Genomic DNA, 14,312 nt, shown 5'->3' on the forward strand with positions numbered 1-14,312 from the left:
GGCATTGGCAAAGTGCGTTTGGCGATAACGGCTCAGGGCTTGAGATCGAACAGGGCTTTCTGGGTTTCCATGTCGAACGGCGCCGACCAGTGCTCGTGGATTACCAGCCACTGGCCACCTTGACGACGATAGCCCACGGTGGCGCGCATGAAGCCGCACTGGCTTTCGTTGTCCGCCGGGCCACAGCGGTTCAGCCAGTGGGCCAGGGCCAGGTCGCCAGCGGCATGCACGGTAAGCTCGGCAAAATCGAAAACCATGGGGCCGGGGCACATGCCCATGCACATTTCCCAGTGCGCCTGGTAGGTGGCCTTGCCTTTGAACTGCAGGGCCTGGATGGCATCGAAGGCGACGATGTCGTCGGCATAGGGAGCGACGATGTTGGGGATGTCGCGGTCGCGCACGGCCTGCATCCAGCGCTCGATCAACTGGCGGATCTCGGTTTCGACTGCGGTGCTCATCGGGGGTTCCTCCGACAGGTCATGGGTGATTGGGCACGGGGGGGCAACGTGCTCTCACCTATGGTCGAACGGGGGACGGAGGAATCGACAGGTCGAGGAAATTATTCTGGGTTGATTGTGGTTTGAAATGCATATCGGGGAATTGCGTAGGGGCGACAAGGTGTATGCCTTGGGTGATGTGGCGCCTGTGAGACCGAGCGACGCCCGCGCGGCGCTTCGCAGCACAAGGCTGCTCCTACATTTGTTTCGGGCCAATTAATCCTGAGGCAAAGGCGCGCGGTCCCTTGGCGCCCACCTCGATATCGTGTCGGACAAACAAGGCGTTCGCGTGCTCTGGCACAGGCGTTACTGGCCAGAAACAGATGTAGGAGCAGCCTTGTGCTGCGAAGCGCCGCGCGGGCGGCGCTCGATCTCACAGGCGCTGAAAATGCTGTGGCGGGCCCTTGGCGGGCTCAACCCTGCTGGCACCCCTCACCCATGGCCCGGTACTGGATGGTGTGCACCTGGCCTTGATGGTCTTCGTAGGTCATGGTTGCAGGTACCACTTCGCAGACGTTGGGGATGGTCGACAGGTTGATCACCCGCTTGATGTCCAGGTTCATGGAGTAGTCGTACTGCTGGGCCACGGGCTCGCTGGAGACGGGCTTGGCCTCATCGGCGAGGGCGAACGAGGACATACCGACCAATGCAAGAATCAGTAGTGGTTTCATGTGTGTTTGCCTTTTGAGCATTCAAGCTGATCGATTGACTTCTATTGCCGTAACCGGCGCGGAGAAGTTGCCATCTGCGATGGAGATGGCACGAAGTACCGATCCCGCTTCGTACTGCCAGGGGGGATGGATAAAAGTCTACTCCCGGCCTGGAATAGTTGAACCCCGAACTCGGACATTCACCCTTGCCGGATATGCAACAATCTGCGACAAGATGACCGCAACACATCAGGCCAGAGCCCCTGGCCGCCTTTCAGGGTAGGACGCGCAATTTCTGAAAATCTGTACTGTTCGAAACTTTCGGACCCGGAACGCCGGCTGCTGGACAACTTTTACCGCCAGCACGGCTCACGCATGCGTGCTGCGGGCGACGCTCAGCTGTGGGTAGCGCGGGGCCCCGGCATCATCGCGGGCTTGAGCCTGAGCGCGGTGGGCGATGGCTTCTGGCTGACCGGGTTGTTCGTCGACCCGCAGCGGCGTAGCCAAGGGGTGGCCGGGCGGTTGGTCGAGGCGGCGCTGGCACAGGCTGGCGGGCCCACCTGGCTGTTCTGCCACCCGGACCTTGCGCCCTTCTACCAGCGCCTGGCCTTCGACGTGGCCCGGCAGCTGCAGGCAGCCCTGGCTGGCCGCCTGCAGCGCTACCAGCGCAGCAAGCGCCTGGTGGCACTGCAGCGGGGTCAGTCGTCGCTGGCGTCGAGCCCGGGGAACAGCACCTCGGTGTAGCCGAACCGGGAAAAGTCCTGGATGCGTGACGGGTACAGCCGACCGATCAGGTGGTCGCATTCATGTTGCACCACCCGCGCATGGAAGCCGTCGGCAAAGCGGTTGATCGGGTTGCCCTGGGGATCGATGCCTTCATAGCAGATGTGCTTGAAACGCGGCACCACGCCGCGCAGGCCGGGCACCGACAGGCAACCTTCCCAACCGTCCTCGAGCTCACTGGACGTTGGCGTAATGACCGGGTTGAGCAGGATAGTCTGCGGCACCGGTTCGGCATCCGGGTAACGCTCGCTGCGCTCGAAGCCGAAGATCACCAGCTGCAGGTCGATGCCGATCTGGGGCGCCGCCAGGCCCACGCCACCCACATGGCGCATGGTTTCGAACATGTCGTCGATCAGTTGCTGCAGTTCGGCACTGCCGAGCATATGGTCGGGCACTGGCGGGGCGATGCGCAGCAGGCGTTCGTCGCCCATCTTGAGAATGTCACGGATCATCGGGGGTTAGGCTCGGAAGGTTGGTGCTCGCTTGGAATCGGGTGTTCATGGCCCAGCACGGTAATGGTCTCGCGGGGCTTGTGCTCACCGAAGTCCTTTTCGCCAGGGTTCTTGCCCTCGCTCGACATGTGCTCGATCACTGCGTTCATCTCCGCGCCCAGCAGCAACACGGCAGCGGAAATATAGAAATACAGCAATAGCACGATGATTGCACCGATACTGCCGTACATGGCGTTGTAATCGGCAAAGGTCTTCACGTAGTAGGCAAAGCCCAGCGACGCCACGATCCACACCACCACCGCCAGCACCGAGCCCGGGGTGATGAAGCGGAACTGCTGCTTCACATCGGGCATCACGTAATAGATCAGCGCAACCGCCACCATCATCAGGATGATGATCGCCGGCCAGCGCAGGATGGTCCACACCGTGACGATCACCTCCTGCATGCCGACCTGGGCGGCAATCCACTCCATCACCTGCGGCCCCAGCACCATCAGCGCCGCAGCCACCAGCAACATGCCGGCGATGCCCACGGTGTAGATGATCGACAACGGAATGCGCTTCCACACCGGGCGGCCCTCGGGCACATCGTAGGCGGCGTTCATCGCGCTCATCATCAGGCGCACACCGGCCGATGCGGTCCACAAGGCAATCACGATACCCACCGACAACAGCCCGCCCTTGGACTGCTGCAACTGGTCGATCACCGGGTTCACCTGCTCCAGCGCCTGGGGTGGCAGCACCAGTTCCGATTGCAGACGCAGCCAGGAGAAGAAGTCCGGCAGGTGCAGGAAACCGATCAGGGCAATCAGGAACAGCAGGAACGGGAACAGCGAGAACAGCATCTGGTAGGCCAGCGCGGAAGCGTAGGTCGACATCTCGTCGTCGAGGAACTCCTTGACGGTGCGTACCAGCACGCGGTGCAGGGGCAGGCCGCGCAGGTCGGGGAAAATCATAGCGTCTCCTTTCGCCGCTTGATTCGTGAGTACCACGGGTAAGTCTAATAGACCATGCCGTTGCTGTGCTGATCCCGGCCATGCTGCAAGAATTTGCTTACGCCAGTACCGGCCTCTTCGCGGGTAAATCCGCTCCCACAGGTCTTCCACTGCCCTTGAGACCTGTGGTGTACCTGTGGGAGCGGGTTTACCCGCGAAGAGGCCGCTACAGGCAGAACAGATGGCAAACCTTGCCCCACTACCCGCCACCCCTCACAATGCAGGCCTTCATAGCGTCAACCCGCAGGAACCTGCATGAAACTCGACAAACCCGCCGCCATCGCCCGGCGCAACGAAGCACTGGCCCGCCCGGTGCTGACCAGCAGCAACACCCTGTTCGCCATCCTCGACCGCAAGCGCAACCTGTGGTGGTTCGAGGTGCCGGTGGCGCTGCTGCGCAAGGGCCAGCCCGACTGGGTCAACCTGCTGCTGCACACCCCGGAAAGCGACGAGCTGCAACACCTGAAGGTGCCGACCAACTTCCTGCGCGCTCACCAGGAACAAATGGAAGTGCGCAACCCCGGCAAGCGCCGCTCGACCATCAGCCTGGCCCTCAGCGCCGACCGCGACTCGCTGCTGCGCGACACCCGCCCGGGTGGCGAGCAGCTGGACTTCCGAACCTTCGTGCAGGCCTGATCAGGCCTTCTCGATGCGATCGTCATGGATGACGATGCGGCCCTGCTTGAACAACCCGCCAATGGCCTTCTTGAAGTTGCCCTTGCTGACGTTGAACAGCTTGCTGATCAGCGCCGGGTCGCTCTTGTCGCACACCCCCAGCACCCCGCCTTCGGCCTCCAGGCGCGCCATGATCTGCTCCTGCAGGCTGTCGGCCAGGGCCGCGCCGACCGGTTGCAGGCTCAAGGCGATCTTGCCGTCCGCGCGCACTTCCTTGATGAAGCCCTTCTCGTGCATGCCCGAGCGCAGGAACTTGAACACCTCGTTCTTGTGGATCAGGCCCCAGTGGCGGTTGTTGATGATCGCCTTGAAGCCCATCGGCGTCTCGCCGGCCACCAGCAGCTCGACCGGCTGGCCCACCTGGTAGTCTGCCGGGGTGCGGTCCAGGTAGCGGTCCAGGCGTGAAGTGGCAGTGATGCGACGGGTGCGCTTGTCGAGGTACACGTGTACCACGCAGTAGTCGCCGATCTTCAGCGGCCGCGCCTCTTCCGAATACGGCATCAGCAGGTCCTTGGACAGGCCCCAGTCGAGGAAGATGCCGGCACCGTTGATGTCCTTGACCTTGAGGCTGGCGAACTCGCCAACCTGCACCTTGGGCTTCTCGGTGGTGGCGATCAGCTGGTCTTCGCTGTCCAGGTAGATGAACACGTTCAGCCAGTCATCCACTTCGGTTTCGGCGTTTTTCGGGATGTAGCGCCCGGGCAGCAGGATCTCGCCGTCGGCGCCGCCGTCCAGGTACAGGCCGAAGTCCACGTGTTTCACGATTTGCAAACTGTTGTAACGCCCAAGCAGAGCCATTTCCGATGTTCCTCAAGACAAGGCGGCTATTCTACACCTGAAGCCAGCGCGCCGCCCGACCGCTGATGCAGTGGAACCGTCAGCGTCCCCCTTGCGTCTACCGTCGGGCCAGCACCCGCAAGGAACAGCCCATGCCGCTACGCCTGTCCAAAGCCCTGCTCGTCGCCATCGGCTGCGCCCTGGCCCTGGCCGCCTGCAACCGTATCGACCTGGCCTACCGCAACCTCGACCGCCTGGTGCCTTGGTCGCTGGGCGACTACCTGGCCATGAACCGTGAGCAGAAGGCCATGCTTGACGATCGACTGCGGGAGCACCTGGCCTGGCATTGCAAGACCCAGCTGCCCGGCTACCTCGACTGGCTGGACCGGGTACGCGGCATGGTCGCCGACGACCAGGTGACCGACCAGGCCCTGCAGCAGCGCACCCGCGAAGCCCGCGAGGCGATTGGCCGAGTGGCCGAGGAAATCACCCCTTCGGCCACCGAGTTGTTGCGTGGCATGAGCGATAGCCAGGTAGCGGAGATGCGCGAGGCATTCCGCGAGGACATCAGCGAACGGCAGAAACAGTATGTGGATACGCCGTTGGCCAAGCAGATCGCCCGCCGTACCGAACGCATGGAGAAACGCCTGACGCCATGGTTTGGCGAGCTGACCGCGGTGCAGAAGCAGCGCGTGCAGGCCTGGTCCGCGTCGCTGGGCGACCAGAACCGCGAATGGATCGCCAACCGCGCACACTGGCAGCAGCAATTGCTGCTGGCGATGAACCAGCGCAACGACCCCAGCTTCGAGCCGCGCCTGGCGACCTTGTTGCAGCGCAAGGAGAGTTTGTGGACGCCGGAGTACCGGGCGGCCTATCAGCATACCGAGCAGCAGGCGCGCAGCTTGCTGGTGGATCTGGTGCACCAGAGTACCCCGCAGCAGCGGCGGTTTTTGCAGGAGCGGTTGGGCAAGGTGCGCACCGATTTCAGTGAATTGAAGTGTTTGAAAGGGTGAAGGTGGAAAGCAGGCACGGCCTCTTCGCGGGTAAACCCGCTCCCACAGGCACCCCACTGGTTTCAAATCCTGTGCCGTACCTGTGGGAGCGGGTTTACCCGCGAAGGGGCCAGGCCTGCTAAAGCAAAGTCACCGCCCCTTGCGCCGATACGGAAACACATCGATCACCTTCCCTCCACGAATCGCCGCCTGCAGCCCCTTCCAGTAATCCGCGTCGTACAACTCCCCATGCAACCGGCTGAACAAGCGCCGCTGGCCAATGTCGGCAAACAGGAACGGCGGAAACTCCTCGGGGAACACGTCATGCGGCCCGATCGAGTACCACGGCTCCCCCGACATCTCGTCTTCCGGGTAACGCGGCGGCGGGATATGGCGGAAGTTCACCTCGGTCAGGAAACTGATCTCGTCATAGTCATAGAACACCACCCGGCCATGGCGGGTAACGCCAAAATTCTTCAGCAGCATGTCGCCAGGGAAGATATTCGCCGCCGCCAGCTGCTTGATGGCCAGGCCGTAATCCTCCAGTGCCTCCAGCACCTGGCCCTCGCTGGCGTGCTCCAGGTACAGGTTCAGCGGTGTCATGCGCCGCTCGGTCCAGCAGTGACGGATCAGCACCGTGTCCCCCTCCAGCGCCACGGTCGATGGCGCCACCTCCAGCAGTTCGGCCAGGCACTCCGGCTCGAACTTGCTACGCGGGAAACGAAAATCGGCGAACTCCTGGGTATCGGCCATGCGCCCGACGCGGTCGACGCTTTTCACCAGCCGGTACTTGTCGATCACCGTGGCGCGATCGACTGTCTTGGACGGCGAAAAACGGTCCTTGATGATCTTGAACACCGTGTTGAAGCCCGGCAGGGTGAACACGCTCATGACCATGCCACGCACCCCGGGCGCCATGACGAAGCGATCGTCGCTGCTGGCCAGGTGGTTGATCAACGCCCGGTAGAACTCCGACTTGCCGTGCTTGTAGAAGCCGATGGAGGTGTACAGCTCGGCGATGTGCTTGCCCGGCAAGATGCGCTTGAGGAAGTTGACGAACTCCGCCGGCACCGGCACATCGACCATGAAGTACGAGCGGGTAAAGGAAAAGATGATCGACACCTCAGCCTCGTCGGTGATCAGCGCATCGGCCTCGATACCATGCCCTTCGCGGTGCAGCAGCGGGATGACCAGCGGCCACTGCTCATCGCTGTTGAACAGCCGGCCAACCAGATAGGCGCCCTTGTTGCGGTACAGCACCGGCGAAAACAGCTCTACCGCCAGGGTCGGGTCCTTGCATACCCAGTCCGGCAGGCAGTCGCGCAGTTGCTCTTCCAGGCGCACCAGGTCGCCTTCCAGGTTGCGGTACGGCACATCGAACGGGTAATCGGTGAACACCGCTCGCAGCAGGCCCTTGAGCCCAGCGTCTGGCCGATAGGTACGGGTTTGCGCGGCGCGCTCACGGCCGCGCATGGAGGGTCGGGTGGTGTGGATGAACATGCAGCCGTCGCTGATCAGGTCGTGGCTGAACAGGCTGCAGAACAGCGAGTTGTACCAGGTCTCGGACAGTTCGTCGTCCAGCCGTGGGTCGATCAGGTGGATGTAGGCGTTCTTCACCAGTGGCCATTGTTCCACATCCAGCAGCACGTCCTCGGCAAAGCCCTGGCGCAGCCTGCCGTTGACCTCGGCGACCTTCTCTTCATAGAGGTTGATGCGAGCGGCAGAGGCACGCTGGATATCCTGCCAGCGCGCCTGCTCGAAGCGCTGGCGGGCACCTAGGGTGATGCACTGGAAGTGGTCGCGGTAGTCGTCGAAGCCGGCGAGGATCATCCGGGCGATTTCGACAGCGGGCCAGGGCTGGGGCATGCGAAGACCTCGGTGCAGTGTTGAGTTACAGAGCTTAGTCGCCTCTTGGTTTTTGCGGAGCCTGTACCGGCCTCTTCGCGGGCTCGCCCGCTCCCACAGGATTACCACAGGGCGAGCATTGCAGAGAACCTGTGGGAGCGGGCGTGCCCGCGAAGAGGCCGGCACAGGTTTACACCGCAAGAAAGCACAAGAATCCCCTGCCCCCCCTGGCGTACACTCGCGCCCCTGCCCTGCCTCCGGAGACCGTCGTGAGCCCCATCGCCCTAGCCCGCCTGCTGACCCTTGCCGCCGTCTGGGGGGCGAGTTTCCTGTTCATGCGCATCATCGCCCCCGAGCTGGGCACGGTGCCGACGGCGTTCTTCCGTGTGTCCATCGCCTGCCTGGGCCTGGTCGCCCTGCTCGCCGCCGCCCGCGTGCGCTGGGACTTCCAGGGCAAGCTCGGTGCCTGCCTGGTGCTGGGCATGATCAACTCAGGTATCCCCGCCACCTTCTACTCCGTGGCCGCCCAGGTACTGCCAGCCGGTTACTCGGCAATCTTCAACGCCACCACACCGCTGATGGGCGTGCTGGTCGGCGCGCTGTTCTTCCGCGAACCGATGACCCTGGCCAAGCTCTGCGGCATCTTCCTGGGCCTGTTCGGCGTCGGCATCCTCAGCGGCGCCGGCCCAGTGGCTCTGGACCTGGCATTGCTGCAAGGCGCCCTCGCCTGCCTGGCGGCCACCACCTGCTACGGCTTTGCCGGCTTCCTCGCCCGCCGCTGGGTCAGCGGCCTGGACAGCCGCCTGTCGGCACTGGGCAGCATGCTCGGCGCCACCCTGATGCTGAGCCCGCTGTTTGCCTGGAGCGCGCTGAGCCAGCCACCGGCCAGCTGGGGCGGCTGGCAGGTGTGGCTGTCGCTGCTGGGCCTGGGCCTGCTGTGCACAGCGTTCGCCTACATCCTGTACTTCCGCCTGCTGGAGGAGATCGGCCCGGTCAAGGCCAGCACCGTGACCTTCCTGATCCCGGTATTCGGCGTATTGTGGGGGGCGTGGCTGCTGGACGAACCGTTGTCGATGGCGCACCTGTACGGCGGCCTGCTGATTGGCCTGGCATTGTGGCTGGTGCTGCGCCCGGCACGCAGCTGAAGCGGGGGTACAGGATGAACGACGCGTACAAGAAGGTCCTGTTCCGCCTGGAGCAGGACGAAAACGGCTACCCGCCCGCCTCGGTCGAGGGCCTGTGGGCCAAGGCCGTGGAAGGCGGCTATGCCGTCGACAACATTCCCTTCCATGTCTACGGCATCGCCCCGGGCGACCTGATCGGCACCCGTGAGGAAGCCGGCGAAACCTGGTTCGCCGAACTGCGCCGCAGCAGCGGCAGCTCGGTGTTCCGGGTTATCGTCAAGCCTCCGGAAACCCTGGACCAGGTACGCGCGGCCTTGCACGACTTCGGCTGCAACTGCGAAACCGAGCAGGCAGTGAAGATGCTGGCGGTCGAGGTCCCGCCGCAGCGCTCGCTCGACACCTTGCTCTACTACCTGCTCACCCAGCGCGAAGCCGGCGTACTGGACTTCGAGGAAGGCGTACTGCGCCACGCCATCCCCGAAGAATTCCGCTAGGGCCTACGCCTCGGCCAGGCGCGCGGCGGGCTTGCGGAACACGAACAGCAGGCCCACCACGATCAGCCCCATGCCCAGCAGGCTGAGCGGCGCCAGGCGGTTGCCGAAGATCAGCAAGTCCATCACCGCGGTCACTGCCGGCACCAGGTAGAACAGGCTGGTGACATTGACCAGGTTACCCTTGGCGATCAGCCGGTACAGCAGCAAGGTCGCCAGTAGCGAGACCACCAGCCCCATCCACAGCAGCGCGCCGACGAAACCGCCAGTCCACTCCACATGCAGCGGCTGCAGCGGTGCAAACAACGCGCACATGGCAAAGCCGGCCAGGTACTGCAGCGGCAACGTGCCCATGGGGTTGTCGGTGATGCGCTTCTGCAGGATCGAGCCAAGGGTCATGCTGGCCAGCGCCAGCAAGGCGAACAGCATCCCCGCCAGCGACACCCCACCCAGGTTGATGCCCTGGTAGACCACCATGATCAACCCGCCAAGCCCCAACCCCAGGCCGAACAGGCGGCTCCAGGAGCGCTGGCGCTCCATCAGTACCACGGTCAGGATCGGTTGTACCCCCATCACCGTGGCCATGATGCCGGGGGTGACATGGGTGTTGAGCGCCAGCAGGTAGAAGATCTGGTAGGCGCCGAGCAGCACACAGCCAGTGCCCAGGGCCCGCAGGATGGCCCCGCGACTGCGCGGCCAGCGTAGCCCCAGCAATGGGCCGATCAGCAGCAGGCCGGCCAGGGCCAGCGCCGAGCGCAACAGCAGGAAGGCAAACGGGCTGGCATGCGCCAGGCCCAGCTTGGAGACGATCGCCCCGCTGCTCCACAGCAGGACGAACAGGCTGGTAGTGGCCGCCGAGGCCACGGATGCTTTGCTAAAGACAGACATGTATTGCCACCTGATATAAGGCGAATAAGCCAGACGGACGGCGTGTGCTTCAGCGTGGGAAGTCGCCGACCGTGTTCAGTAGGTTGCGTGTGCGAAGGGATGCGGCCAGAAGCCGATCAGCCCAGCACGACCACGCAAGGAGGCGGAGCTACGCCGCCTACGACGCCACTGACAGGTGGTGGTGGATAGTGACTGATCATGACCGGCTGCTGGCAGCCACGCACGACCATGCCCGCGACTGGCGCGATGGCAAAGCTTGTGGTGGAAGGGCTGGCTGGCATGAACAGGTCTTCGGGAAAAGAACAATGGGCAGGACTATAGCCCGGTGCCAGGCAGCTGGCAACCTCCCCAAACTCACCCTCGCGCCAGTAGGGCAACTGCCTGCTCATTGTCTTGAAGCTGCCGCGATCCCTGTGGGAGCGGGTTCACCCGCGAACACCGGCGCAGCCGGTGCCATTCAATGCGTCGGACTGTTCGCGGCGGTTCGACGCCTCGATAAACCCGCACACAGGAGGTTCAGGCAACCCTCCAGTTTCTTCAAGCCAGCCGCGACCATGGGATCGCATCTCTATTGGTTAATTTTTCACCGCCCCGGCTCGTCTGAATGCGAAACGCAGCCCGCATTCACCCGTTTCGAGGACCACCGATGAACGTAACCGCCTGGCTCTACCGGCCAGCCCAGATCACCTGCCTGCTGCTGGTCAGCGCCTACGCCCACGCCGCCAAGCCCGGCGACGTGTTCAAAGACTGCAAGGACTGCCCCGAGATGGTCGTGCTGCCCGCCGGCAGCTACCTGATGGGTGCCCCCGACGACGAAGTCGGCCGCCAGCCCGACGAGGGCCCGCTGCACACCGTGACCTTCGCCAAGCCCTTCGCCATGAGCCGCTACCAGGTCACCGCCAGCGAACTGGACGCCTACATCAAGGCCACCGGCACCGTCATCAAGAGCGGCGACGACCGCCCCGGCCGCTGGTGCGAAGCCAGCAAGCCCACTTACAAGCAAGGCCCCCGCCAGCCAGCGGTGTGCGTCGACTACGACGAAGTGCAGGCCTACACCCGATGGCTGGCGAAAACCACTGGCAAACCGTACCGCATGGTCAGCGAAGCCGAACGCGAATATGCCGCCCGTGCCGGCTCCAGCGGCCCGTTCCCCTTCCCCTTCGACGAACCGGGCAAGTACGAGATCAGCAAGCACGCCAACACCTATGGCCCCAAGGACGGTCATACCTTCACCGCCCCGGTGGGCAGCTACCCGGCCAATGCCTTCGGCATGTACGACATGCACGGCAACGTCTACGAATGGGTCGCCGACTGCTACCACGACAGCTACGAAGGCGCCCCCACCGACGGCAGCGCCTGGATCCAGGACCCCACGTGCATCCGCGCGCACATGCGTGGCAACGACTGGGGGGAACCACCGATCTTCTCCCGCTCGGCCAACCGCAACGACCGACTCAAGACCACCCGCGGTGACTTCCTCGGCTTTCGCGTAGCACGCGAACTGTGAAGTTGTGACGCGGTTAACGCAGCATCGGCTAAAAAAATCGTCAATAAGAATCGTTCCGGTTTTTCACAGGTGCTGCGTCCTATAGCTGACATAGAAAAAAACCCCTCTGCCAACGAGACCGCAATAGATGTCCAAGTCCCTCCCCGGCCCGCTCAACCCGCTTGCCAAAGCATTACTGATCCGTCATTCCCTTCGTCCCCAGCGCGCGTTCACACGCATCGGTGTGGGCCTGGCGATATCCGCTGCGATGGTTGCCCAGGTGCAGGCGCAGGAGTGGACACTGGATATTCCCGCGCAGTCGATGAACTCGGCGTTACAGGCACTGGCCAGGCAGACCGATACCCAGTTGCTGTACAGCCCGGAGGACATCAGCGGGTTACGTTCCACGGCGCTCAAGGGCCGGCATGACCTGCAGTCTTCGCTGCAGACATTACTGCAAGGCACCGGGCTGCGTTACCAGATCGATGGCAACACCGTGACGGTGACGGCCAGTTCGGGCGCACAGGCCGGCCAGGTCGAGCTTTCGGCGACCAACGTCAATAGCGTGGGGCTTGGTGCCACTACCGAAGGCACGGGCTCCTACACCACCGGTGTGACCAACACCGCCACCAAGATGAACCTGTCGATCCGTGAGACGCCGCAAACCATCACGGTGGTGACCCGCCAACGCATGGATGACCAGCACCTGAGCAGCATGACCGACGTGCTGAGAGAGACACCTGGCATTACCATGTCCCAGGATGGGGGCGAGCGCTTCAACATCTATTCTCGCGGCAGCGCAATCAACACTTACCAGTTCGATGGCGTCACCACGTTTCAGGATAACCAGACCCGTAACATGCCCAGCACCTTGCTGGATGTGGCCCTGTATGACCGGGTGGAGATCGTCCGCGGTGCAACGGGCCTGATGACCGGGGCCGGCGACCCCAGTGCCGTGGTCAACCTGATCCGCAAACGCCCGACGCGGGAGTTCAAGTCCTATATCCAGGGCGGCGCTGGTTCCTGGGATTACTACCGCGCAGAAGCGGACGTTTCCGGCCCACTGACCGAAGAAGGCAACGTACGCGGACGCTTTGTCGCCGCACAGCAGAACAACCACACCTTCATGGACTGGTACACCCAGGACCGCAGCATCCTGTACGGCGTACTGGAAGCGGACCTTACCGACACCACCCTGGTTCGTTTCGGTATCGACCGACAGACCTACAAGGTCAATGGCGCCTCAGGCGTTCCGCTGATTTTCACCAACGGCCAGCCCACCAACTTTTCCCGCTCGAAAAGTTCCGATGCTCGCTGGGGTTACGATGACTACGAAACCACCAACTACACACTGACGCTTGAGCAGCAACTGGCCAACGATTGGCAACTGAAAGTTTCCACTCTGTACATGGACGTCGATCGCGACACGTTCTCTTCCTATATTTCTACAAGAACCAACAGGTCGTACCTGGAACCTGATGGCTCGACGACCATCAACGCTGGCGTTGCATCGGCGGACCAATACCAGAAGGCTGCTGACGTTTCCCTCCAAGGGCCTTTCCAGTTGTTTGGACAATCTCATGAACTCATTTTCGGCTACAACTACCTGGAGTATGAGAACAAGCACCGCGAATACGCCGGCCCTGACCAGAAAATCAATTACTTCACTTGGGAAAACGTGACGCCCAAGCCAGGCAAAGACGAGCTTTCGCCAAGCATCAAATTCGATATCTTCAACCGCCAGAGCGGCTACTACGTCGCCGGACGGTTCAACTTCACTGACGACCTGCACCTGATTCTGGGTGCGCGTGCTTCCGACTACCGCTTCGACTACAGCCTGGGCATCATCGGTAAACCAATCACGCCTGATACCCAGAAAGAGCATGGAGTAGTGACGCCGTATGCCGGTCTCGTCTACGACCTGACAGAAGAGCAATCGGTGTACGTCAGCTATACCGATATCTTCAAGCCACAGAGCAATATCGACGCCAGCGGCAAACCTCTTGACCCGGAGGTCGGCAAGAACTACGAAATGGGTTGGAAGGGTGAATTCCTGGATGGCCGTGTCAACGCCAACGTTGCCGTCTACTTGGTACAAAGGGACAACTTCGCCGAGGAGACCACCGAAAAGGCGCCGACCGGCGGCAATGCCTTCAAAGCGATTGACGGTGCAGAGACCAAAGGCGTGGACCTGGAACTCTCGGGCGAAGTACTGCCTGGCTGGAACGTCTATACCGGCTACAGTCATTCCCGCACCGAGGACGCAGATGGCGTTCGCCAGACCACCCAACTGCCGATGGACACATTCCGCTTCTGGAACACCTACCGCCTGCCAGGCGATTGGGACAAGCTGACCTTGGGCGGTGGCGTGAACTGGAACTCCAAGTCCACACTGCAGTATCCGCGCTACAACAGCCACGTCACCCAGGATGACTACTACGTCGCCAGCCTGATGGCTCGGTACCGTATCAACCAGAACCTGGCGGCCACGCTGAACGTCAACAACCTCTTCGACAAGAAGTACTACGCAGGCATGGCAGGCAGTTACGGCCACTACGGTGCGCCGCGCAACGCCACGGTGACTCTGCGCTACGACTTCTAAGCCGCACAGGCCAGACCCGGGACATGCACCGGGTCTGGCCACACTTCCCCCGCTT

The 14,312-nt window shown here is 62.6% G+C and carries 14 protein-coding genes; 7 read left to right on the top strand and 7 right to left on the bottom strand.

The annotated features are described in order from the left end of the window. Nucleotides 1-32: 32 nt before the first annotated feature. Both A4C63_RS12725 and A4C63_RS12730 read right to left on the bottom strand, forming a co-directional pair. Nucleotides 33-458 (bottom strand): nuclear transport factor 2 family protein, encoded by a 426-nt coding sequence (locus A4C63_RS12725; protein ID WP_063912945.1) that lies wholly within the window; start codon nucleotides 456-458, stop codon nucleotides 33-35. Between the two features lie 452 nt (nucleotides 459-910). Continuing rightward, nucleotides 911-1,168, bottom strand: a complete 258-nt coding sequence (locus tag A4C63_RS12730) for a DUF2790 domain-containing protein (protein WP_003254632.1) — start codon at nucleotides 1,166-1,168, stop codon at nucleotides 911-913. Nucleotides 1,169-1,522: 354 nt separating this feature from the next. Here A4C63_RS12730 and A4C63_RS12735 point away from each other — a divergent pair, with 354 nt between their 5' ends. Beyond that, the gene (locus A4C63_RS12735) at nucleotides 1,523-1,891 is read left to right on the top strand and encodes a GNAT family N-acetyltransferase (RefSeq protein ID WP_063912946.1); all 369 of its coding nucleotides are present in this window, start codon (nucleotides 1,523-1,525) and stop codon (nucleotides 1,889-1,891) included. Here the strand turns inward: A4C63_RS12735 and def are convergent. Together def and A4C63_RS12745 are read right to left on the bottom strand one after the other, a co-directional pair. Next, the gene (def, locus tag A4C63_RS12740) at nucleotides 1,846-2,382 is read right to left on the bottom strand and encodes a peptide deformylase (RefSeq protein ID WP_063912947.1); all 537 of its coding nucleotides are present in this window, start codon (nucleotides 2,380-2,382) and stop codon (nucleotides 1,846-1,848) included. The two genes, A4C63_RS12735 and def, sit on opposite strands and share 46 nt — an antisense overlap. After that, entirely contained in the window at nucleotides 2,379-3,338 is a 960-nt protein-coding gene (locus tag A4C63_RS12745; protein WP_063912948.1) for a YihY/virulence factor BrkB family protein, read from the bottom strand. The genes def and A4C63_RS12745 overlap by 4 nt, the downstream gene beginning before the upstream one ends. A gap of 294 nt (nucleotides 3,339-3,632) precedes the next feature. On the opposite strand from A4C63_RS12745, the gene A4C63_RS12750 reads away from it, so the two are divergent. Next, nucleotides 3,633-4,013, top strand: coding sequence for a hypothetical protein (locus tag A4C63_RS12750; RefSeq protein ID WP_013973727.1), 381 nt, complete (start codon nucleotides 3,633-3,635; stop codon nucleotides 4,011-4,013). Here the strand turns inward: A4C63_RS12750 and A4C63_RS12755 are convergent, their stop codons facing one another. Next, entirely contained in the window at nucleotides 4,014-4,850 is an 837-nt protein-coding gene (locus tag A4C63_RS12755; RefSeq protein WP_013973728.1) for a S1 RNA-binding domain-containing protein, read from the bottom strand. Nucleotides 4,851-4,981: 131 nt separating this feature from the next. On the opposite strand from A4C63_RS12755, the gene A4C63_RS12760 reads away from it, so the two are divergent. Further along, nucleotides 4,982-5,842 (top strand): DUF6279 family lipoprotein, encoded by an 861-nt coding sequence (locus A4C63_RS12760; protein WP_063912949.1) that lies wholly within the window; start codon nucleotides 4,982-4,984, stop codon nucleotides 5,840-5,842. Between the two features lie 129 nt (nucleotides 5,843-5,971). Here the strand turns inward: A4C63_RS12760 and aceK are convergent, their stop codons facing one another. Further along, nucleotides 5,972-7,687: a bifunctional isocitrate dehydrogenase kinase/phosphatase gene (gene aceK / locus A4C63_RS12765; protein ID WP_063912950.1), complete on the bottom strand. Its 1,716-nt coding sequence runs from the start codon at nucleotides 7,685-7,687 to the stop codon at nucleotides 5,972-5,974. A gap of 248 nt (nucleotides 7,688-7,935) precedes the next feature. Between aceK and A4C63_RS12770 the strand changes: the two genes are divergently transcribed. Next, entirely contained in the window at nucleotides 7,936-8,811 is an 876-nt protein-coding gene (locus tag A4C63_RS12770) for a DMT family transporter (protein ID WP_063912951.1), read from the top strand. Between the two features lie 14 nt (nucleotides 8,812-8,825). Then, nucleotides 8,826-9,284, top strand: a complete 459-nt coding sequence (locus tag A4C63_RS12775; RefSeq protein WP_063912952.1) for a DUF4265 domain-containing protein — start codon at nucleotides 8,826-8,828, stop codon at nucleotides 9,282-9,284. A gap of 3 nt (nucleotides 9,285-9,287) precedes the next feature. Here A4C63_RS12775 and A4C63_RS12780 read toward each other — a convergent pair whose 3' ends face one another. After that, the gene (locus A4C63_RS12780; protein ID WP_063912953.1) at nucleotides 9,288-10,169 is read right to left on the bottom strand and encodes a DMT family transporter; all 882 of its coding nucleotides are present in this window, start codon (nucleotides 10,167-10,169) and stop codon (nucleotides 9,288-9,290) included. Nucleotides 10,170-10,815: 646 nt separating this feature from the next. Between A4C63_RS12780 and A4C63_RS12785 the strand changes: the two genes are divergently transcribed. Further along, on the top strand, nucleotides 10,816-11,676 hold the full coding sequence (locus tag A4C63_RS12785; RefSeq protein WP_172827518.1) for a formylglycine-generating enzyme family protein: 861 nt from the start codon (nucleotides 10,816-10,818) through the stop codon (nucleotides 11,674-11,676). Between the two features lie 127 nt (nucleotides 11,677-11,803). Beyond that, nucleotides 11,804-14,257 (top strand): TonB-dependent siderophore receptor, encoded by a 2,454-nt coding sequence (locus tag A4C63_RS12790; RefSeq protein ID WP_063912954.1) that lies wholly within the window; start codon nucleotides 11,804-11,806, stop codon nucleotides 14,255-14,257. Nucleotides 14,258-14,312: the final 55 nt, after the last annotated feature.

Source organism: Pseudomonas sp. p21 (genome assembly GCF_001642705.1).
In the GTDB taxonomy this organism is placed as follows: Bacteria; Pseudomonadota; Gammaproteobacteria; order Pseudomonadales; family Pseudomonadaceae; genus Aquipseudomonas.

Coding starts and splice junctions, on each gene's coding strand:
- A4C63_RS12725 (WP_063912945.1), bottom strand. CDS start 458: ATGAGCACCGCAGTCGAAACCGAGATCCGCCAGTTGATCGAGCGCTGG.
- A4C63_RS12730 (WP_003254632.1), bottom strand. CDS start 1,168: ATGAAACCACTACTGATTCTTGCATTGGTCGGTATGTCCTCGTTCGCC.
- A4C63_RS12735 (WP_063912946.1), top strand. CDS start 1,523: ATGCGTGCTGCGGGCGACGCTCAGCTGTGGGTAGCGCGGGGCCCCGGC.
- def (WP_063912947.1), bottom strand. CDS start 2,382: ATGATCCGTGACATTCTCAAGATGGGCGACGAACGCCTGCTGCGCATC.
- A4C63_RS12745 (WP_063912948.1), bottom strand. CDS start 3,338: ATGATTTTCCCCGACCTGCGCGGCCTGCCCCTGCACCGCGTGCTGGTA.
- A4C63_RS12750 (WP_013973727.1), top strand. CDS start 3,633: ATGAAACTCGACAAACCCGCCGCCATCGCCCGGCGCAACGAAGCACTG.
- A4C63_RS12755 (WP_013973728.1), bottom strand. CDS start 4,850: ATGGCTCTGCTTGGGCGTTACAACAGTTTGCAAATCGTGAAACACGTG.
- A4C63_RS12760 (WP_063912949.1), top strand. CDS start 4,982: ATGCCGCTACGCCTGTCCAAAGCCCTGCTCGTCGCCATCGGCTGCGCC.
- aceK (WP_063912950.1), bottom strand. CDS start 7,687: ATGCCCCAGCCCTGGCCCGCTGTCGAAATCGCCCGGATGATCCTCGCC.
- A4C63_RS12775 (WP_063912952.1), top strand. CDS start 8,826: ATGAACGACGCGTACAAGAAGGTCCTGTTCCGCCTGGAGCAGGACGAA.
- A4C63_RS12780 (WP_063912953.1), bottom strand. CDS start 10,169: ATGTCTGTCTTTAGCAAAGCATCCGTGGCCTCGGCGGCCACTACCAGC.
- A4C63_RS12785 (WP_172827518.1), top strand. CDS start 10,816: ATGAACGTAACCGCCTGGCTCTACCGGCCAGCCCAGATCACCTGCCTG.
- A4C63_RS12790 (WP_063912954.1), top strand. CDS start 11,804: ATGTCCAAGTCCCTCCCCGGCCCGCTCAACCCGCTTGCCAAAGCATTA.